Source organism: Methylobacillus gramineus (assembly GCF_020532675.1).
Taxonomy (GTDB): Bacteria; Pseudomonadota; Gammaproteobacteria; order Burkholderiales; family Methylophilaceae; genus Methylobacillus; species Methylobacillus gramineus.
Map to the genome: position 1 here is coordinate 1,419,866 of NZ_JAJAVE010000001.1, position 20,259 is coordinate 1,440,124.

The following is a 20,259-nucleotide window of genomic DNA, read 5'->3' on the forward strand; positions in this document are numbered from 1 at the left end:
TCCCAGGCTAATGACACCTCTAGCTTATCATTAAGCTCGGAAAGAGCGACGCTACTTGTTCAAAGCAGTCAATAGTTTGTGAAACAGGCGGCTTGCCAACTGGATAGGATCAGCCGTTTTTGGTCTTGAGGGTATCAATATGCAAGGCATGGAAGGCATTGCGACTTAGCACACGCTGATAAAACTGCAGCATGCGTTCGGCCTGGATGCGTGATGTCCAACGCTTGGCAGCATATTGTTGTGCCGCTTCGCCGAGCTTTGCCCGCTTGCCTGGGTTTGAGAACAAGCTGAATACCTTGGCTGCAAATATACGCTCGTCCTCTGGTGCAATCATTGCCCCTTCCCCTTCGATCAAAATCGACTTGGTACCCAGCTCTGCCAGCGCCACCACAGGCACACCCTGCGCCATGGCCTCAAGCAATACCAGGCCCTGGGTTTCCGTTTTGGAGGCAAACACAAATACATCTGCCGCACGGTAACAGGCATTCAACTCCGTATTGCGATCAAGGTAGCCAATAAACCTGATATGATCGGCCAGCTCGAGTTTTTGGCTTAAGGCATGCAAATGCTTTTCCGCCGGACCTTCACCGGCAATCACCAGCAGCATGTCCGGTTGCTGGCGCCTGAGCTCATTGGCCATGCGTAATAGAAAATCGATATTCTTTTCAAAGGCTACCCGCCCGACAAACAGAGCCACTGGGCGATCACGGGCAATCCCATGACGATCCCGAAAATCATCTCCATTCGCAGCCTCAAAACTTTTGGCCTGTAAGCCAGTAGGAATCACTTCAGCGCTGGCTTTCACACCATACTCACGCAAGGCGTTGAGCATAGGCTGGGAAGGCGCCACCACGGCATTAACGGCGTTACATTGACGCCGCGAAATACTGATAGCGAGATTACGCGCCATACTTTGTGGGATCCAAGGCAGATAATGGTGCAGGTAATCCTCAAAGAAGGTGTGATAGGTTTCCAGGCATGGAATATCGAGTAAATGAGCCAGCTTGAGCCCCAGGTAATGGGCAACAAACGGTGTGTGGATATGGATGACATCGTAATTTTCATTGCGCAGGTCTGGCAGCATTTTTAATGCAGCGCCATAGCGCATCAATCGATCTTCAGGATCGAAATATATCTGGCGGGCGGGCACACGTTTGATCCAGGCTTCATCCTCAGTCACAATACCGTAGTCAGGCGCGATCAGATGCACTTCATGTCCCATTTCCTGCATCTGGTAAACAAAAGTGCGGATCGAAGTTGAAACCCCATTCACACGGGGGAAATATACATCGGAAATAAATAGGATCTTCACGCGATTCCTCTCCAAAAGGAACTAGAAATACATGTGAAGACGATACGCGTGGATTATGACGCTTCGATGAACTGCCATGCATTCGTCATATATTTTCTTTAGAGTGATGTCATGAATATTCGTACCCTATCCTGGACGGCTGGTTACAGTCTTTGTCTTGCCCTGATCCTGTGCTCCCCCTCTATATTTGCGGCACGCCCCATGGTCACAGACGATGCGCGCGTGGTAGACCCCAAGAGCTGCCAGCTTGAATCCTGGGTGAAGCGCAACCGCGGAAGCATGGAATACTGGGCCTTACCTGGTTGCAATGTGGGAGAGAGATTGGAGCTCTCTTTGGGTGGCGCGATCACGCGCGAAGACCGGGCTTCGGAAAATACGGATATTGCGATGCAGGCAAAAACCATTTTCAAGCCGCTGGAAACCAATGGCTATGGGTATGGATTAGTAGTGGGCTATGCCCAGCACCCACGCCTGGACAACAACTCCAGCATGATAGGCAATGCCTATGCTTACATGCCTATCAGCGCTTCTTTTTTCAGTGACAAGTTGATATTGCATACCAACCTGGGCGCATTGCATGACAAGGAACTCAGCCGTACCAACATGACATGGGGGATAGGCTCGGAAATTCCCTTGCCGCATCATCTGGAGTTGATCGCCGAGACATTTGGTGATCACAGGTCACGGCCTTATTACCAGGCCGGGTTGAGATACTGGATCATCCCGGAGCGGGTGCAGATCGACACCACATATGGCAATCGGCTTGGCACCCAAACCGAGGAGCGCTGGTTCAGTATAGGCTTGCGCCTGCTTTCCGCACCGCTATGGTGATGCGGAAAGAAGTCATGCGCCAACAGGAAACACGGGTTCCTGGCTAGCCAAGAATCAGCAACGCCCACACCACCAGCAGATTGATCAGCGCCAGCAATACAGCAGCACTACCGATATCCTTGGCCCGCTTGGCCAATTGGTGATTTTCCAGTGAAATACGATCCACGGTAGCTTCAATTGCCGAGTTGAGTAACTCAACGATGATCACCAGGAGCACACTGCCTATCATCAAAGCCTTGGCAATGGCGTCATGGCCCAGGTAAAGCGCCAACGGGATGAGTATGACGGCCAGCGTCACTTCCTGGCGGAAAGCATCCTCGTTACGGTAGGCCGCCTTGATACCATCGACTGAATAACCGAAAGCATTGATCAATCGGCGCAGGCCTGTTTTACCCTTGTACGGACTTTCCATGAATTCCTCGAGATGATGCAATGACTGATAAGCGCCGCAGTATAGCAAATAGCAACAACCCGCTGCCATTGTCACAATAAGATCATATTTTTGCCATATACCATTCATGGCCACGCTGCACATTATGCAGCATGACATCCAGCAAGCTATTACAAAAAATGTGCTGGCTGGCACCCTTCGCCAGCTTCAGTACAGATGCCCAGGCTTGGGGCCTGGTTACCCATGTCTATTTTGCCCAGTCCCTGCTTTGGGCAATGCCCTTGCTGGATCCACGACTGCAAGCAGCCATCAGGCGATTTCCTGAACTAGTGATGGCAGGTGCCTGCCTGCCCGACCTTGCGATTGTGTCCCGTCGCTTCGGCCATACCCATTATTGGGAAAATGCGCACCAGCTACTTGCCAGCGCGCATACAGATGAAGAGACTGCCATTGCCATCGGTTATGCCAGCCATCTCTATATCGATGTCATCGCCCACAACCATTTTGTCCCCGCACATGAAGCCATGTGGATGGCAAACAGCATGATCACGCACATAGGCGCAGAGTGGGCCATGGATGCCTATCTGGTGCCTCTTATCGATAGCTCGCCTGGCACTTTATTACGCAAACACCGTGACTGCATCAGCCGGTTTATTGCTCCCCAGTTTAATTGTTCGCAGCAACAAGCCAGCAATGCCATGATGAAACTGGCGCACGCTGACCACCTGCTGAGATTTTCACGACTACCCAACATGATTTACCACGGCATGCGTATGCTGGATAAACGCCTGTTCAGGAATTTTGCCTTCTATATTGCCAGGACCCAGACCGCACTGAATCATATTGGCACCATGCTGCAAGGCGATCGGCCGCTATGGGAGCCAGAACTCAACCACATCACCAATGAACAGATGCAACAATGGCGTAAACGCTGTCTCATCGGACTGAAAAGAGGTCACGCCAGCCCTATTGATTATTTTTCCCAGTAATCCGTTATAGTAAAGGCGTTTTTAACCGCCCCTTTTTACTATGTCCCAGCCCATACCTTGCCCTGTATGCGATAGCGCATCTACCGCCTTCGATGTTGTTGACTTCAATAAATCATGCGAGGAAATGCGCGGGAAGTTCCTGCCATTGTCAGGCATCCCTATTTATTACTACCGTTGTAGCGCCTGCCAATTCTGTTTTGCCCCAGAATTTTCCTCATGGCAAACCGAGGATTACGCCAACCATATCTACAACGAAGACTATATTCTGGTTGACCCTGAATATGTGGATATACGCCCCCAGGCCAATGCCCAAGGCATGATCAGCATGCTGGGAGCACAGAAGGGTCAATTCCGCCATCTGGATTATGGCGGAGGTAGTGGGCTCATGAGTAAGCTGCTTAGGCAAGAAGGCTGGAACTCAAGCTCTTATGATCCCTTTGTGAATGATGACATCGACCCTGCCAGCCTGGGGCAATTCGACCTCATTACCGCTTACGAAGTATTTGAACACGTGCCAGATGTGAGGCCACTGATACAACGGCTTTCCAATCTATTGGCGCCACAAGGGATTATCCTGTTCAGCACCATGACCTCGGATGAGAGTATTGTTCCGGGACAGCGCCTAAGTTGGTGGTATGCCGCTCCCAGAAATGGCCACATCAGCCTGTTTTCAAAGCGCAGCCTGGTGCTGTTAGGGGAAAGAGAACACTTCAAGTTTGGCAGTTTTTCGAGCGGCTTTCATGCCTACTGGCGCAACATCCCCTCCTGGGCATCGCATGTATTGCGAGAGGCATAGAGCAGCGTGTGCAGTGATGAAAATTGGCGCTTACATCAACAGAAAAGATGAAGAAGCTACCAATGCCCCGATTGCCGCTCCGGCGAGCACATCACTGGGATAGTGCAAGCCAAGCACTACGCGGGAGATTGCCACCAGGGTAGCAAACGGTATCAGGAGCAAGCTGAGCTCAGGGTAATATGACAGTGCAACAAAAGTGAAAGCCACTGCATGCAGGGTGTGCCCCGAGGGGAAGCTGAATTTGTCCAGCGGCTTGCCAGCTAACCAGATATCCTGGTGCACCTCGTAGGGCCTAGGCCTCAAGGTTTTTCCCTTGAGCCATTTATATAGCAAGGTACCAAACAGGCCCACGGCTATCATATGCAAGCTAGGCAGCACCCCTGCCTCGCCATGGGTTAAAACTACGCCCAGCATGATGGCATACCAGAACATGCCATCACCTAAACGGCTGATTAGGCGAAACATCCACCTGACCATGCGGTAATGGCTGGTACGGTTGACTTTGATACACAGCGCACTGTCGAGGGCACTGATGCGATCAAGATAATCAGTAAGCAGACGGTTTTGCATGCATGCAGAATCACATGCAGCTGTGACAATCTGGTGTCAGTTAGCTGAATTTATCGTGACATCAATTCAGTAATTCAATTGACTGGTAGGAGTACCAGCAAGATATTTCTTAACTTGTGACCTGCTTGACCACAGCGGCAATCTTTTCAGCCAGTGCCTGCACCAGCACCTGATCCTGCCCTTCCACCATGACCCGGATCTTCGGTTCGGTTCCGGAGGCACGCAACAACACCCGCCCATTGCCATTCAACGTTTGCTCGGCTGATTGCACAGCGGCCTGCACCTCGACGTTATCATCCAGGTTCAGCCGTTGCGCTACCTTGACGTTGATCAACACTTGCGGATAAAGCGGCAGGCTGGCGCGCAACTGGGCCAGGGTCTGGTTTGAAGCACGCAAGGCAAACAGGACTTGTAGCGCAGCAATGATGCCATCCCCACTACTATGCTTGTCCAGGCAGAGGATATGCCCGGAGTTCTCACCACCGACCTGCCAACCATTGGCATTGAGTAACTCAAGCACATATCGATCACCCACTTTCGCGCGCTGAAATGGAATCTGCGCTTTGGCCAGGGCATGTTCCAGTGCGAGGTTGGTCATCAAGGTGCCCACCACGCCACCACCCAGCCTGTCACGCTGCTTTCTATGCATAGCTATAATGTAGAGCAACTGGTCACCATCCAGCAGATTGCCTTCACTATCGACCATGACCACACGATCACCATCGCCGTCAAAGGCAATGCCCAGGTCTGCCTGCTGATCGACAACCGCTTTGCACAAGGCCTCAGGATGAGTAGATCCCGCATCCAGATTGATATTGAGGCCATTCGGCTGATTACCGATACTGATCACCTCAGCGCCAAGTTCATGGAACACCGGCGGTGCCACGTGATAGGTCGCACCATGGGCGCAATCCAGCACGATTTTCAGCCCACGCAAATCCATGGCATTGGGGAAGGTACTCTTGCAGAACTCAATATAGCGGCCTGCCGCATCGTCAATGCGCTTCACACGCCCGAGTTGCTCGGACACCACCAGCGCCATCGGCTTTTCCAGCTCATCCTCAATCGCAAGCTCCACCTCATCAGGCAGTTTGGTGCCTTGCGCAGAAAAGAACTTGATGCCATTGTCTTCAAAAGGATTATGCGATGCAGAGATTACCACACCCGCCTGGGCCCGCTGAGCGCGGGTGATATGAGCAATCGCAGGTGTAGGCAACGGACCGGTCAAACGCACATTCACCCCGGCAGCACACAGGCCTGCCTGCAATGCAGACTCAAACATATAGCCAGAAATCCGGGTATCCTTGCCGATAATGACGGTAGGCTTGGTACCTGGCACCAGATGATGATCCATGCGCGTCAATACACGACCAGCGGCATAGCCCAAACGCATGACAAAATCAGGCGTAATCGGGAACTCCCCTACACGACCACGTATACCATCGGTACCAAAATATTTTCTGCTCATTATGTTATCTGTCTTAATGTTTGATTGATGTGCTTGAGTAATTGCTTTGACTGGTGCTCAGCCGTGCGTCAGGACTGCATTGACTACCTTCAAGGCATCCACTGTTGCCTTGACATCATGTACCCGCACAATACTCGCCCCTTTCATGGCCGAAATCACCGATGCTGCCAGGCTTGCATGCAAGCGCTGGTCAACATCACTACCAACAATCTGGCCAAGGATGGATTTACGTGAGAGGCCGACAAGCAAGGGGCGCCCCAATGAAAGCAGCTCTGGCAATGCTTCCAGCAAGGCAATGTTATGCACGGTACGCTTGCCAAAACCAAAGCCTGGATCCAGCACAATGCGCTCCGCGGCAATCCCCGCTTGCTGTAAGGTCTGTAGACGCTTCAGCAAAAAGCGTTTTACCTCTTGTACCACATCATCATAGTGTGGCTCTAGCTGCATGGTCTGTGGGGTGCCCTGCATATGCATGAGGCAGATGCCTGCATTACCTGCTGCTGCAGCGTCTATTGCTCCAGGTTCCTGCAAAGCGCGAATATCATTAATGATGGCCGCCCCTGCATTCACGGCTTCGCGCATCACGGCCGGTTTATAAGTATCAATCGACAGTGGTACATCGACCTCTGCCGCTAATCGCTCAATGACAGGAATGACGCGGCTTAACTCTTCATCAAGGCTGACAGGCGTGGCATTGGGGCGGGTAGATTCTCCACCGATATCCAGGATAGCAGCACCCTCTGTCACTAATTTCCGTGCGTGTGCAACAGCAAGCTCGGTAGACGCATAGCGACCACCATCAGAAAATGAATCTGGCGTGACATTGACGATACCCATGACATGGGCCTGGGCAAGATCCAATTGATAACGGCCACAAATAAAATTGGTAGAGTTGGTCATCGTAATGATAAAGGCCACAAGTCTCGAATAAATGCTGTCGAGTGACTTGTGGCCTATTGAGAGTTAAATGATTATATTTTGGCGGCTGGCTGAGGGGTTGGCTCAGCGGTGGTACCACCACCGCTATCACTATCCGCCGCTGGTTTATTCTTGACTACCGGCACCTTGGGTGGACGTGGTGGCTTGCCATCCATAATGTCGTGGATCTGTTCGGCATCAATGGTTTCCCATTCAAGTAATGCTGCGGTCATGGCCTCAACCTTTTCCCGATGATCTTCAAGCAGATGACGGGCGACTGCATATTGCTCGTCAAGAATACGGCGAATTTCCGCATCCACTTTCTGCTGGGTTGCTTCGGATATCGTCTTGGATGACATATTACCGAACATCGAATCCTGCTCACTACCCGCATACACCATGGTGCCCAAGAGATCAGACATACCATATTTGGTCACCATATCCCGCGCCAATTTCGTGGCACGTTCAAAGTCATTGGAGGCACCGGTAGACATCTGGTTCATGAAAATCTCTTCAGCAATACGCCCACCGAACAGGATGGAAATCTCTTCCAGCATCTTGTCCTTGTAGTTGCTGATGCGATCATGCTCTGGCAACTGCCATGTCAGGCCAAGCGCCCAGCCACGCGGCATGATAGTGACCTTGTGCACAGGATCAGCGTGTGGCAACAACGCAGCGACAACAGCATGGCCAGACTCGTGGTAGGCCGTATTACGGCGCTCCTCTTCACGCATGATCATGGACTTGCGCTCAGGACCCATGAATATCTTGTCCTTGGCATCTTCAAAATCCTGCATATCCACCGTGCGTTTGTTACGCCGTGCTGCAAACAGCGCAGCCTCGTTGACCAGATTAGCCAAATCAGCGCCAGAGAAGCCAGGAGTGCCGCGTGCAATGATATCAGCCTTGACATCACCATCAATTGGCACTTTGCGCATGTGCACTTTAAGAATCTGTTCGCGACCACGGATATCAGGCAAGCCCACCATCACCTGGCGGTCAAAACGTCCTGGACGCAACAAGGCTTTATCCAGCACATCTGCCCGGTTAGTCGCGGCAATCACGATTACACCTGAATTGGGCTCAAAGCCATCCATCTCGACCAGCATCTGGTTCAGCGTCTGCTCGCGTTCGTCATTACCGCCGCCGGTACCTGCACCACGATGACGACCAACTGCATCAATTTCATCAATAAAGATAATGCAAGGGGCGCTTTTCTTGGCTTGCTCAAACATGTCACGTACACGTGCCGCACCAACACCGACGAACATTTCCACAAAGTCCGAACCGGAAATTGTGAAGAACGGCACTTTGGCCTCACCGGCAATCGCCTTGGCCAGCAAGGTTTTACCAGTACCCGGAGGACCCACCATCAATACGCCACGAGGAATACGGCCACCCAGCTTCTGGAACCTAGTCGGGTCACGCAGGAACTCGACCAATTCAGACACTTCTTCCTTGGCCTCATCACAACCCGCCACATCGGCAAAAGTCGTATTGTTGGAGTTCTCATCCAGCTGACGTGCCTTGCTCTTGCCGAACGAAAATGCGCCGCCCTTACCGCCACCCTGCATCTGGCGCATAAAGAATACCCAGACGCCAATCAACAGCAGCATGGGGAACCATGACACGAAAATATTCATCAGCAGTGAAGGCTCTTCGTCAGGCTTGGCTTCCACTGTCACATTGTTCTTGAGCAGGTCGGACACCAGCCATGGGTCTGACGGCGCATAGGTATTGAATTTACGCCCTTCATTGGTCACACCGCGTAATACGCGACCATCAATCGTCACCTTGGCAATACGCCCTTCTTTCACCTCATTGATGAATTGGGAGTAAACCACCTGGCTTTCTGACGCACTCTTGGGACCAAACTGGTTAAAAACCGTCATCAGTACCAGCGCAACGATGAGCCAGATAGCAATATTCTTTACGATGTTATTCAAAGTCCCGTTCCTTATTCATGAGGGAATCTACTACTTTATTCTAAACCTATTTCGCACGCCATGCCCTAGTGTTAATACACCTAGGCAGGTTTACGCTTCAGGCCCAGAAGATAGACTTCACTACTGCGATCACGCGAAGCTTTGGGCTTACGCGTCACGACCTTTTCAAAACTGACCCGCATTTCACGCACAATGTCATCAAAACCTGAGCCAATGAACACTTTGACCAACAAATTACCACCCGGTTTCAACCAGTCACGGCTGAATTCAAGCGCCAACTCTGTCAAATAAGCTGCATTGGCCTGATCAACAACACTGATGCCTGAGATATTGGGGGCCATATCCGCAATTACAAGGTCTACCTGCTTGCCGTCCAAACTTTTTTCCAGCGCAGCCAATACTTCTTTCTCACGAAAATCGCCCTGAATGAATTCAACCCCTGGAATCGGTGGCATTTCCAGGATATCCAACGCAATTACACGACCGTGATCCTGCAGCTTGTGTCTGGCCACTTGCGACCAGCTTCCGGGGGCAGAACCGAGATCAACCACGGTCATGCCCTGCTTGATCAGCTGGTCTTTTTCGTCAATTTCCAGAAGTTTATACGCCGCACGAGCGCGGTAGCCGTCACGTTGCGCACGCTTGACGTATTCGTCATTCACATGCTCCTGCAACCATGCTTTGCTGGTAGGTCTGCGTTTCATCTGCTAAACTGCGAGCCTTTTCGAATCAACAAGATACTTAAAATTGAATTCCAAACAAATCAGCTTTCTGCGTGGCCTTGGTCACACCCTGCATCCTGTAGTGATGATTGGTAATAACGGCCTGACAGAACAGGTCTTGAAAGAAATTGAAGTCAGCCTCAAATCCCACGAGCTGATCAAGATCAAGGTATTTGGCGATGACCGTGCTGCACGGATTCAAATACTGGAAGAAATTTGCGAGAAAACCGGCGCATTAGCCGTGCACCACATTGGCAAACAGCTAGTGGTCTATCGTCAGGCTGAACAAGCTAAAATCGTTATTCCCAAGTAAGGCCGCATACCTTATACCTGTTGCGTAGATGCCGCTAGCAAAGATTGCTGGCGGTTCTCGCTATTGCCTTGCCTTCAACACCAATACCAGTCCAAGCAAGCTTTCAATCAAATATGCCACACTGGCAACACCGTGCCAGGTTTTGAATCGACTGGAAAATACGCTGTTCATAACATCTGCAGGCATGGCCTGTGCCTTAAGCGCAGCCATCAAAGGCTGGATACCAAAGTGTCCGGCCAGTGCCAGCAACAGCATGACAAACACGGCCCAGAAGAAGCCCTGCTTGAGCGCTGAGGTGCCAACACGCATTAGCCTATGCAGCAGTAAATAAAACGCACTGGCAAATCCAACGTAAGCCACAATCTCAAACAACTTGCCTGCAATGGTGCCAGCCAGTTGACGATCCGACAGCTGATGGAACAGAGTGGGCGCAACAATATATCCCACCGTCCACAAAGCACCTACCCAGAGCGTGATAACGATTAATGCCAGCTTGTCGGACCAGTGGTTCATGCTTGCAACCTAGATGTACTGAACATTCAATACTTCATAGGAGCGCAAGCCGCCAGGTGCCATGACCTCGGCCACATCCCCTTCAACCTTGCCAATCAGGGCGCGCGCAATCGGCGAGCCTATGGATATCTTGCCCCCCTTGATATCAGCTTCGTCGTCTCCAACGATCTGGTAGGTAGAGACATCCCCATTATCCATATCTTCCACTTCCACCGTAGCGCCAAATACGCAACGACCTTCAGCATTCAATGTTGTTGGATCAATCACCATGGCATGAGAAAGCTTCGCCTCAATCTCGGCAATACGTCCTTCTACAAAGCTCTGACGCTCCTTGGCCGCATCGTATTCTGCGTTTTCGGACAGGTCACCCTGGGCACGTGCCTCGGAGATTGCCTGAATGATATAAGGACGATCAACACTACGCAGGCGCTGAAGTTCAGCCTTGAGTAGTTCAGCACCTTTGACGGTAATTGGAATTTGATTCATTTTTTATTCCCTGAATTCCGAAACTTAATAAAACAAAAACCACACCTGCGGTCCAGGCGTGGTTCCAGTGAGCACTATCTTATTACTTAGGCAGTTGCTTATGCAAGTTTTGCAACGACTGGACTTCCAGCTCCTGTATATGCGCCATCCCCATACAAGCAGCCTTGGCACCGGCTAGTGTCGTATAGTATGTCACCTTTTGTTGCAGGGCACTTCGACGGATTTCGTAAGAATCAGCCACAGCCCGCTTGTCTTCAGTGACATTGACGATGAAACTGATATCGCCATTCTTGATCATATCCACAATATGCGGACGGCCTTCAGCCACTTTATTGACCGGCGTTACCTTCAGGCCAGCATCGGTCAAGGCCCCTGCAGTACCACGAGTAGCCACCAACTGGAAGCCGAGATCAGCCAGTGCCTGGGCAATCTCGACTACACGCTCCCTATCTTCGCGGCGTACACTGATAAACGCCCGGCCACTCTTGGGCAGCTTTGTTCCTGAACCCAGCTGTGACTTCACAAAGGCTTCGGCAAAAGTCTTGCCTATACCCATGACCTCACCTGTGGATTTCATTTCCGGCCCCAGAATGGTATCCACGCCTGGGAACTTGATGAAGGGGAATACCGCCTCCTTGACTGAATAGTAAGGGGGCACCACTTCATGGGTGACGCCCTGCTGCTTGAGCGTGACACCCGTCATGCAACGGGCAGCAATCTTCGCCAACTGCAGGCCACAAGCCTTGGAGACAAAAGGTACGGTACGCGAGGCACGCGGGTTGACTTCCAGCACATAGACCGTCTCGCCCTGAATCGCAAACTGTACGTTCATCAGGCCAACCACGCCTAGCGCCTTGGCCATGATCACAGTCTGCGCACGCAATTCATTCTGCATCGCAGCCGAGAGGCTGTATGGAGGCAATGAACAGGCAGAATCGCCAGAGTGCACACCAGCCTGCTCAACGTGTTCCATGATGCCGCCGATGATCACATCTTCACCATCGGACAATGCATCCACATCCACTTCAAGAGCGTCATTGAGGAAGCGATCGAGCAATACAGGCGACTCATTAGACACCTTGACCGCTTCACGCATGTAGCGCTCCAGCTGTGACTGCTCATGCACAATTTCCATGGCGCGGCCACCCAGCACATAAGATGGACGCACCACCAGTGGATAACCAATTTCCAGCGCCAAGCGAATAGCCTCTTCCGGCGTACGCGCAGTGCGGTTAGGTGGTTGCTTGAGGTTTTCCTGTTGCAGCATTTGCTGGAAGCGTTCACGGTCTTCCGCACGATCAATCGCATCCGGGCTGGTACCGATGATAGGCACCCCGGCTTTCTCCAGGTCACGCGCGAGTTTCAGCGGTGTCTGACCGCCATACTGCACGATCACGCCGACTGGTTTTTCCAGGGCTACTATCTCAAGCACATCCTCCAGTGTCAGCGGCTCGAAATAGAGACGATCAGAGGTATCATAATCCGTTGAAACGGTTTCCGGGTTGCAGTTGACCATAATGGTTTCATAACCATCTTCGCGCATGGCAAAAGCCGCATGCACACAGCAGTAATCAAACTCAATACCCTGACCGATACGGTTAGGTCCACCGCCCAGCACCATGATTTTCTTGTTATTAGTCGGCTGCGCCTCGCACTCTTCCTCATAGGTGGAATACATATAGGCTGTATCAGTGGAAAACTCAGCGGCGCAAGTGTCAACACGCTTGTAAACCGGACGTACATTCAAGGCCTGGCGATAAGCACGCACCGCATGCTGGTCAGTACCCAGCAACTTGGCCAGACGCTTATCGGCAAATCCACGGCGCTTGAGCTGGAACAAGGCATCCTTGTCCAGATCGGCCAGATGACGGCCCTTGAGCGCCTGCTCACGCTTGATAATGTCTTCTATCTGCACCAGGAACCAGCGGTCTATCTTGGACAGGTCAAACACCTGGTTGATCGTCAGGCCAGCACGGAAGGCATCGCCCACGTACCAGATACGCTCGGGGCCAGGTTCGCCCAGTTCTTTCTGGATTTGATCCAGATCCGTAGTTTTCTCGTCCAACCCATCCACACCAACCTCAAGCCCACGCAGAGCCTTCTGGAAGGACTCCTGGAAGGTACGGCCAATCGCCATCACCTCACCCACAGACTTCATCTGGGTAGTGAGACGCGAGTCTGCCTGAGGGAATTTCTCGAAGGCAAAACGTGGCACCTTGGTGACTACATAATCAATCGTCGGCTCAAATGATGCGGGAGTGGCACCCCCAGTGATCTCATTGCGCAGCTCATCCAGCGTAAAGCCGACGGCCAGCTTGGCCGCCACTTTGGCAATCGGGAAGCCTGTCGCCTTGGAAGCCAAGGCAGAGGAACGCGATACGCGCGGATTCATCTCGATCACGATCATGCGACCATCATCAGGGTTGATGGCAAACTGTACGTTGGATCCACCGGTATCTACACCAATTTCACGCAGCACTGCCAGTGAGGCATTGCGCATGATCTGGTATTCCTTGTCCGTCAGCGTCTGGGCTGGGGCCACCGTGATCGAGTCACCGGTATGCACTCCCATAGGGTCCAGGTTTTCGATCGAGCAAATAATGATGCAGTTGTCCTTGCTATCGCGGACCACTTCCATTTCATACTCTTTCCATCCCAGCAGCGATTCTTCAATCAGCAACTCACTGGTAGGTGAAGCCTCTAGACCACGTTCACAGATGGCGATGAATTCTTCACGATTGTAGGCAATACCACCACCACTGCCCCCCATAGTGAAAGACGGGCGAATAATCGCAGGGTAGCCGATAGAAGCCTGCACTTGCAGTGCCTCTTCCATGCTATGTGCCACCATGGAGCGCGCAGATCCCAGACCAATCTTGGTCATGGCAGTCTTGAACTTCTCACGATCTTCGGCTTTGTCGATGGCTTCTTTAGAGGCGCCAATCAACTCAACATTGTACTTTTCCAGCACGCCATGCTTGGCCAGGTCCAGCGCACAATTCAGTGCAGTCTGGCCGCCCATGGTCGGCAACAAGGCATCAGGGCGCTCAATGTCGATAATTTTCTCGACAATCTGCCAGGTCACTGGCTCGATATAAGTGGCGTCGGCCATTTCCGGGTCGGTCATGATAGTGGCCGGATTGGAATTGACCAGAATGACGCGATATCCTTCTTCGCGTAATGCCTTACAAGCCTGGGCACCAGAGTAGTCGAACTCACAGGCCTGACCGATCACGATAGGACCAGCGCCAATGATGAGGATGGATTTGATGTCTGTACGTTTTGCCATAATTTTATTGCTTGTGCTGTTCCATCAAGTTGATGAAGCGGTCAAATAGATAGCTCATCTCATTCGGGCCGGGGCTCGCTTCAGGGTGACCCTGGAAGCTAAAAGCAGGTTTGTCGGTACGGGTAATGCCTTGCAGGCTGCCGTCAAACAGGGAAACATGCGTGGTCTTGACGTTGGCAGGCAAACTATCAGGATCGACCGCAAAACCATGATTCTGACTGGTAATGAAGACTCGCTTATCTTCCACATCCTGCACCGGGTGGTTGGCACCATGATGCCCAAACTTCATTTTGACGGTCTTGGCACCGCTGGCCAACGCCAGTAACTGGTGGCCAAGACAGATGCCAAATACGGGGATACCGGTTTCCACCAGGGTGTTGATCGCGCTGATCGCGTAATCGCATGGTTCAGGATCACCTGGACCATTGGAGAGGAAAATGCCATCCGGCTTTAAAGCCAGTGCTTGTTCAGCCGTTGCTTGTGCCGGAAGAATGGTGACTTTACAGCCGCGCTCGACCAGCATCCGCAGGATGTTGTGTTTAACACCATAGTCGAAGGCGACCACATTGAATGTGGATACGCCTGGCTGATCGTAGCCGGATTCAAGCTTCCACTCGCCAGACTCAAAAGTACCCGCCTCTTTACGACTCACCACCTTGGCCAAGTCCATGCCAGCAAGACCAGGGAAGCTACGCGCCAATTCCAGCGCCTGCGCTTCATCCAGCTCACCGGCGATAATACAGCCTGCCTGTGCGCCTTTTTCACGCAAAATACGCGTCAGCTTGCGCGTATCAATGTCGGCAATCGCAACAACATTATTTTCAGCAAGATATTCGGACAAGCTCTGTTCACTGCGCCAGTTACTGTCGATGAGCGGCAGGTCGCGAATCACGAGACCACTGGCATATACACGATCCGACTCGACATCTTCCCGGTTAACACCAACATTGCCGATATGCGGATAGGTCAGCGTGACGATTTGCTTGGTATAGGAAGGGTCGGTCAGAATTTCCTGGTAACCGGTAATGGAGGTATTGAACACCACCTCACCTACGGTCTGTCCCAAGGCACCAATTGAAATGCCCCTGAACACTGTCCCGTCTGCGAGCACAAGTACGGCTGGGGTTTGTGGCAATTCTAACTCCTTGTAACTGTTTGATATTCCGCGCCACTACAAGCACGGAAAGCGGATGTGCAAAGCGGGACGAGCAACCGCTCATCCCGCTTGAATTTTGTGAAATTATAGCTCAAAGCGCCCCGCTCTTCAACGCGCTCTTCAAGAATTTTTGGCAATGCCCCTGAAGAACAATGCCTTGAACACCTATTGCCGAAGCGTAAAACGCTGACAGGACCTAGTTGCGCAAACCCAGTACATCCTGCATGTCATAAAGCCCGGATTGCTTGGTCGCGAGGAATTTACCTGCACGCAAGGCACCCAAGGCAAAAGTGGCACGGCTGGATGCCTTGTGCGTCAACTCGACACGCTCACCTGTCCCGGCGAACAATACCGTGTGATCACCGACCACATCCCCGCCACGCACCGTCGCGAATCCAATGGTATTGGCATCACGCTCGCCGGTAACGCCCTCGCGACCATACACTGCACACTCATCCAGGTTACGACCCAATGCTGAAGCAGCCGCCTCACCCAATCGCAATGCCGTACCCGATGGCGCATCCACCTTATACCGATGGTGAGCTTCTATGATCTCCACATCGTAACCCTCTGCCAGCACTTTGGCCGCCGATTGCACCAGGTTAATCAACAAGGTCACTCCCACACTCATATTGGGCGCGAATACGATAGCGACGTCTTTAGCTGCGCGCTCTATCTGCTGTTTCTGCTCTGCAGTAAATCCTGTAGTACCAATAACAAGCTTGACGCCTGCCTGGCGACAGGCAGCGACATATTCCAGACTAGGCTCAGGACGGGTAAAGTCAACCAGCACATCAGCACCCTGAATGGCAGCATGCACATCAGCACTGATCTTGACGCCACTGACTCGGCCAAACTGTTCTCCGGCATCGCGACCGATCTGCACGCTGTCTGCTCGATCCAAAGCACCATGCAGCACCAACTCTGCATCCTCAAACACACCTTCCAGCAAGGCATGACCCATGCGACCGGAGCATCCGGCAATCACTATCTTTTGCATTTCAGACTATATTCTTCAAGTGTGATAAATACTTGAGTTAAGTCAGCGACAAACCAAATGACTTAACTCTTGGAAACAACATTAAAACCCTATTTTTTCCAGCATGCGCTCAAAATACCCAGGCTCATCTTCAGGTGGCAAGTCATCTTCATCCACCTCATCTGCTGGCGCTGGTTTAGCCTGATTGGAACCTTGCTTTGCAGGAGCGGGCACTGGCTTACCAGCAGAGGAAGGCTTCGCTGGCACAGCCGGACTGTCACTCCCTGCAGGAGCAATTAACTCCGGCACTACCTTGGTCGGCTCGCTGGCACTATCCTTACTCAATACCGTGGTTGGTTTTGCAGGCTCTGGCGCAGGTTTTTGAGCTGCTTCTTCGGCTTTTTTCTCATCGCTCTTCCAGAACATCAATGTATCGAGCAGGCCACCCTTTTTCTCGGGGGCTTTCGGCTCAACACTAATAGGCGCGGCTGGCGGAGCCTCAATCGATGTTTCACCAGGAGCAGCGGGAATCACATCACCACGCACGCTCTTCAGCGCATCATTATCAAACTCCAGAATGACTCGGCGCTGCTCAATTATCTGCCCAGCTTTGCGCATCTGGTAAAAATAATCCCAGCGATTCTTATGGAAACTATCCTGGATCAAAGGCGTCCCCATGATGAACCTCACTTGGGACTTGGTCATGCCAGGACGCAGTTGCAACATCATTTTGGATGTCACCACATTGCCCTGCTGAATGTCCATTCGGTAAGGTTTAAAAGAGGGCAGAGCTGAATTGCAGGCCACGCACAATAGCGCAGTTAAAAGAATTATATGACGCATCAGACCATAGCTTTGGCAAGAAATGGCGTTAATATACCATGACACTCACCCGCCACCGAATAACTCCCCATCTCAGTCGTGAAAATATGCGCAACCCTGCAGCATTGACAATGCCTCGGCATGATATCAGTCGGTAAATTACTGCCAAGTCACGCGCCTACTAAGCAGCAGCTCCCGCGGCCAACATTTCTGTCGCATGCTGGCGTGTCGTGTCTGTAATTTCAACTCCGCCCAGCATGCGCGAGATTTCCTCGACACGTTCTAACTGATCCATTGCGGCAATATGGCTCAGAGTCTGGCCATCAACCAGACTTTTACTGACGCGCAAGTGCTGCCTGCCTTGTGCGGCCACTTGCGGCAAGTGTGTAATGACAAGCACCTGGCGCCGCACTCCCAGCGTTTTCAATAACAAGCCAACCACTTCAGCCACACCCCCACCAATGCCGACATCCACCTCATCAAAAATCATGGTCGGGATATCGCCTTGCTGGGCGGTCACCACGCGAATCGCCAGACTGATACGTGACAACTCGCCCCCAGATGCCACTTTGGAGAGTGGCCTAGGTGCCACACCGGCATGACCTGCTACCAGGAACTCAACCAGTTCATTACCATGCGCTGCAGGTGCCTGTTCTACCAAGGCCACCTCAAACCTGCCACCACCGAGCGAAAGGCGTTGCATTTCCTCGGTAATACTCGCACTAAGCTCTATGGATGCGCGCTGACGACCTGCGCTCAGTTGCCGGGAATACTCACTGTAATGATGCTTGGCAGTCGCTTCTTCCTGCGCCAGCAAACCATTATCCCCAACCCCTTCCAACTCTGCCATGCGCGCTTGCCAGCCGACCAGCAACTCGGCAAGCTCTTCTGGGCGCACCCGATACTTGCGGGCAACGCCATGCAGCGCATGAATACGCGCCTCGACTTCTGCTAGGCGCTCAGGATCCAGGTCAGCACGCTGAAGATAACGATTGAGGAAACGATCCGTTTCCTCAAGCTGGATCAGTGCGTTATCCAGCGTATCTAGCGCCTCCTGCAAACCACTATCGTACTCTCGCAGCTCATGCAGCTTATGTTGCACCCGGCTCAACTGCCTGACTGCGGCCAGCTCGCCCTCACTCAATAACTCTCGGCACTCTTCACCGCCAGCCAGGATGCTGGCACCATGCGAGAGTTTTAGATGCTCCTGCTGTAAAGGCTCCCACTCCTCTGCGGATGGAGCCAAATCAGCCAGCTCACGCACCTGATCTCTCAGCTCTGCCAGCTCATTGGCATATGCGGCAGCATTGCGCTCCGCATCAATGCGCTTGCGATAGATGACTTGCCAATCCTGATAAGCTGTTGCCACATCTGCCGCCAACCCACTCAAGCCTGCATAATCATCGAGCACCTGGCGCTGATAGGCGGACTTCAGCAAGGAATGGTGCGCATGCTGGCTATAGATATCGACCAGAAACTCGCCGATTTCGCGCAATTGTTGCACGGTAGCAGCGGAGCCATTTACAAAGGCTCGTGATCGCCCATCAGCATAAATTACCCGGCGTAATAATAACTGCGACTCATCCAGGCTAATTTCATTGTCATGCAACCAGGCATGCAAACCGGGCAAGGCGGCAATATCGAATACGGCATTAATCTCCGCCTTTTCAGTGCCCGCACGGGTAATACCTCCCTCTCCGCGAGCGCCCAGCACCAGTGAGAGGGCATCAATCAATATGGATTTCCCAGCCCCCGTTTCACCGGTGAGCACGGTAAAGCCGGAGTCAAAGTCCAACTCCAGCGAGTCGACAATTACAAAATCACGGATAGAAAGAGTTTGCAGCATAGTTCATCAACCCCAGTGCAGCTTTTCGCGTAAGACGTCGTAATGGTTGTGCCCTGGCGGATGCAGCAGGGTGATGGTGTTTTTTGCACGCTGGACATGTACTCTATCGCCAGGCTGCAGGGCCATTTGCATCTGACCATCGAGGTGCACGCTGGCTTCTTCCGCATGTACGATGTGAATCTCCACCTGACTCGCACTATTAATAGCGATCGGCCGGTTACTCAGCGTGTGTGGGCAAATAGGCACCAGGGCAATCGCATCCAGCGTGGGATGCAGAATGGGCCCTCCCGCTGACAGCGAATAAGCGGTTGTGCCTGTGGGTGTTGCCACAATCAGGCCATCAGAGCGCTGCTTCTGCACAAACGCCTTGTCTATATGAATCTCAAGCTCAATCAGGCGGGCCAAGCCATTCTTGTTTACCACTACATCATTCAGCGCATAGCCCTGGCTGATCACCTTGCCATCCCGCACAATGGAAGCTTCCAGCAGAATGCGCTGCTCGGTCTGGAATTCACCACCCAGAATCTGGGTCACGCTCTCCAGCATATGATCAGAATTGATATCAGTAAGGAAACCAAAGCGCCCGCGGTTGACACCCACCAGCGGAATTTGATAATCCACCAACGCTCTTGCCACCGTCAACATGGTGCCATCCCCACCCAGCACAATGGCAAGATCAGCATACGCTCCTATGGCACTCAGTTTAAGCGTTGTGTATCCCTTGATGTCCGAATGCTCTGCGGTCTTTTCCTCAATGAAAATACCGACCTGCCGTTCAGCAAGAAATCCGGCCAGGGTCAATATCTGCTCCCGGGTTTCCGGGTTCATGTATTTGCCTATGAGGGCGACAGTCTGGAATGCGCTTTTCATGGCTGGCATTAGATCATAGAAGGCGGGCGCATAAAACCCTCA

The 20,259-nt window shown here is 52.2% G+C and carries 19 protein-coding genes; 4 read left to right on the forward strand and 15 right to left on the reverse strand.

The genetic code is table 11. The annotated features are described in order from the left end of the window. Positions 1-109: 109 nt before the first annotated feature. Entirely contained in the window at positions 110-1,312 is a 1,203-nt protein-coding gene (locus LG201_RS06585; RefSeq protein ID WP_226771361.1) for a glycosyltransferase, read from the reverse strand. 111 nt (positions 1,313-1,423) lie between these two features. Here LG201_RS06585 and LG201_RS06590 point away from each other — a divergent pair, with 111 nt between their 5' ends. Continuing rightward, positions 1,424-2,143 (forward strand): hypothetical protein, encoded by a 720-nt coding sequence (locus LG201_RS06590; RefSeq protein WP_226771362.1) that lies wholly within the window; start codon positions 1,424-1,426, stop codon positions 2,141-2,143. Between the two features lie 43 nt (positions 2,144-2,186). Here the strand turns inward: LG201_RS06590 and LG201_RS06595 are convergent, their stop codons facing one another. Then, on the reverse strand, positions 2,187-2,555 hold the full coding sequence (locus LG201_RS06595) for a diacylglycerol kinase (RefSeq protein ID WP_226771363.1): 369 nt from the start codon (positions 2,553-2,555) through the stop codon (positions 2,187-2,189). A gap of 131 nt (positions 2,556-2,686) precedes the next feature. Between LG201_RS06595 and LG201_RS06600 the strand changes: the two genes are divergently transcribed. Beyond that, the gene (locus LG201_RS06600; protein ID WP_226771364.1) at positions 2,687-3,523 is read left to right on the forward strand and encodes a zinc dependent phospholipase C family protein; all 837 of its coding nucleotides are present in this window, start codon (positions 2,687-2,689) and stop codon (positions 3,521-3,523) included. Between the two features lie 124 nt (positions 3,524-3,647). Continuing rightward, positions 3,648-4,319, forward strand: a complete 672-nt coding sequence (locus LG201_RS06605; protein ID WP_226771365.1) for a class I SAM-dependent methyltransferase — start codon at positions 3,648-3,650, stop codon at positions 4,317-4,319. A 30-nt stretch (positions 4,320-4,349) separates the two neighbouring features. Here the strand turns inward: LG201_RS06605 and LG201_RS06610 are convergent, their stop codons facing one another. The 5 genes from LG201_RS06610 to rlmE form a co-directional block, all read right to left on the reverse strand. Continuing rightward, positions 4,350-4,889 carry a phosphatase PAP2 family protein gene (locus tag LG201_RS06610; RefSeq protein WP_226771366.1) on the reverse strand — a complete coding sequence of 180 codons (540 nt, stop codon included), beginning with the start codon at positions 4,887-4,889 and terminating at the stop codon, positions 4,350-4,352. A 109-nt stretch (positions 4,890-4,998) separates the two neighbouring features. Further along, on the reverse strand, positions 4,999-6,357 hold the full coding sequence (gene glmM / locus LG201_RS06615) for a phosphoglucosamine mutase (RefSeq protein WP_226771367.1): 1,359 nt from the start codon (positions 6,355-6,357) through the stop codon (positions 4,999-5,001). Between the two features lie 57 nt (positions 6,358-6,414). Continuing rightward, positions 6,415-7,257 (reverse strand): dihydropteroate synthase, encoded by an 843-nt coding sequence (gene folP, locus LG201_RS06620; RefSeq protein WP_226771939.1) that lies wholly within the window; start codon positions 7,255-7,257, stop codon positions 6,415-6,417. A 71-nt stretch (positions 7,258-7,328) separates the two neighbouring features. Continuing rightward, on the reverse strand, positions 7,329-9,221 hold the full coding sequence (gene ftsH, locus LG201_RS06625; RefSeq protein ID WP_226771368.1) for an ATP-dependent zinc metalloprotease FtsH: 1,893 nt from the start codon (positions 9,219-9,221) through the stop codon (positions 7,329-7,331). A gap of 80 nt (positions 9,222-9,301) precedes the next feature. Further along, positions 9,302-9,925, reverse strand: coding sequence for a 23S rRNA (uridine(2552)-2'-O)-methyltransferase RlmE (gene rlmE, locus LG201_RS06630; protein WP_226771369.1), 624 nt, complete (start codon positions 9,923-9,925; stop codon positions 9,302-9,304). 43 nt (positions 9,926-9,968) lie between these two features. On the opposite strand from rlmE, the gene yhbY reads away from it, so the two are divergent. Continuing rightward, on the forward strand, positions 9,969-10,256 hold the full coding sequence (gene yhbY, locus LG201_RS06635; protein ID WP_226771370.1) for a ribosome assembly RNA-binding protein YhbY: 288 nt from the start codon (positions 9,969-9,971) through the stop codon (positions 10,254-10,256). Positions 10,257-10,316: 60 nt separating this feature from the next. Here yhbY and LG201_RS06640 read toward each other — a convergent pair whose 3' ends face one another. From LG201_RS06640 to LG201_RS06675, 8 genes are all read right to left on the reverse strand, one after another. Beyond that, a complete protein-coding gene (locus LG201_RS06640; protein WP_226771371.1) occupies positions 10,317-10,769 on the reverse strand; it encodes a DUF4149 domain-containing protein in 453 nt (150 codons plus the stop codon). Positions 10,770-10,778: 9 nt separating this feature from the next. Beyond that, positions 10,779-11,255 carry a transcription elongation factor GreA gene (gene greA, locus LG201_RS06645; RefSeq protein WP_226771372.1) on the reverse strand — a complete coding sequence of 159 codons (477 nt, stop codon included), beginning with the start codon at positions 11,253-11,255 and terminating at the stop codon, positions 10,779-10,781. Positions 11,256-11,337: 82 nt separating this feature from the next. Then, a complete protein-coding gene (gene carB, locus LG201_RS06650; RefSeq protein WP_226771373.1) occupies positions 11,338-14,544 on the reverse strand; it encodes a carbamoyl-phosphate synthase large subunit in 3,207 nt (1,068 codons plus the stop codon). 4 nt (positions 14,545-14,548) lie between these two features. After that, positions 14,549-15,679, reverse strand: a complete 1,131-nt coding sequence (gene carA, locus LG201_RS06655; protein WP_226771374.1) for a glutamine-hydrolyzing carbamoyl-phosphate synthase small subunit — start codon at positions 15,677-15,679, stop codon at positions 14,549-14,551. Between the two features lie 217 nt (positions 15,680-15,896). Beyond that, positions 15,897-16,700 (reverse strand): 4-hydroxy-tetrahydrodipicolinate reductase, encoded by an 804-nt coding sequence (dapB, locus tag LG201_RS06660; protein WP_226771375.1) that lies wholly within the window; start codon positions 16,698-16,700, stop codon positions 15,897-15,899. Positions 16,701-16,781: 81 nt separating this feature from the next. Then, on the reverse strand, positions 16,782-17,423 hold the full coding sequence (gene bamE / locus LG201_RS06665; RefSeq protein ID WP_319006039.1) for an outer membrane protein assembly factor BamE: 642 nt from the start codon (positions 17,421-17,423) through the stop codon (positions 16,782-16,784). A 259-nt stretch (positions 17,424-17,682) separates the two neighbouring features. Beyond that, positions 17,683-19,347, reverse strand: a complete 1,665-nt coding sequence (gene recN, locus LG201_RS06670; RefSeq protein ID WP_226771377.1) for a DNA repair protein RecN — start codon at positions 19,345-19,347, stop codon at positions 17,683-17,685. 6 nt (positions 19,348-19,353) lie between these two features. Further along, positions 19,354-20,217 carry an NAD kinase gene (locus LG201_RS06675; protein ID WP_226771378.1) on the reverse strand — a complete coding sequence of 288 codons (864 nt, stop codon included), beginning with the start codon at positions 20,215-20,217 and terminating at the stop codon, positions 19,354-19,356. Positions 20,218-20,259: the final 42 nt, after the last annotated feature.

Coding starts and splice junctions, on each gene's coding strand:
- LG201_RS06600 (WP_226771364.1), top strand. CDS start 2,687: ATGACATCCAGCAAGCTATTACAAAAAATGTGCTGGCTGGCACCCTTC.
- LG201_RS06640 (WP_226771371.1), bottom strand. CDS start 10,769: ATGAACCACTGGTCCGACAAGCTGGCATTAATCGTTATCACGCTCTGG.
- greA (WP_226771372.1), bottom strand. CDS start 11,255: ATGAATCAAATTCCAATTACCGTCAAAGGTGCTGAACTACTCAAGGCT.
- carB (WP_226771373.1), bottom strand. CDS start 14,544: ATGGCAAAACGTACAGACATCAAATCCATCCTCATCATTGGCGCTGGT.
- recN (WP_226771377.1), bottom strand. CDS start 19,347: ATGCTGCAAACTCTTTCTATCCGTGATTTTGTAATTGTCGACTCGCTG.
- glmM (WP_226771367.1), bottom strand. CDS start 6,357: ATGAGCAGAAAATATTTTGGTACCGATGGTATACGTGGTCGTGTAGGG.
- LG201_RS06610 (WP_226771366.1), bottom strand. CDS start 4,889: ATGCAAAACCGTCTGCTTACTGATTATCTTGATCGCATCAGTGCCCTC.
- LG201_RS06605 (WP_226771365.1), top strand. CDS start 3,648: ATGCGCGGGAAGTTCCTGCCATTGTCAGGCATCCCTATTTATTACTAC.
- LG201_RS06675 (WP_226771378.1), bottom strand. CDS start 20,217: ATGAAAAGCGCATTCCAGACTGTCGCCCTCATAGGCAAATACATGAAC.
- dapB (WP_226771375.1), bottom strand. CDS start 16,700: ATGCAAAAGATAGTGATTGCCGGATGCTCCGGTCGCATGGGTCATGCC.
- LG201_RS06590 (WP_226771362.1), top strand. CDS start 1,424: ATGAATATTCGTACCCTATCCTGGACGGCTGGTTACAGTCTTTGTCTT.
- folP (WP_226771939.1), bottom strand. CDS start 7,257: ATGACCAACTCTACCAATTTTATTTGTGGCCGTTATCAATTGGATCTT.
- rlmE (WP_226771369.1), bottom strand. CDS start 9,925: ATGAAACGCAGACCTACCAGCAAAGCATGGTTGCAGGAGCATGTGAAT.
- LG201_RS06595 (WP_226771363.1), bottom strand. CDS start 2,555: ATGGAAAGTCCGTACAAGGGTAAAACAGGCCTGCGCCGATTGATCAAT.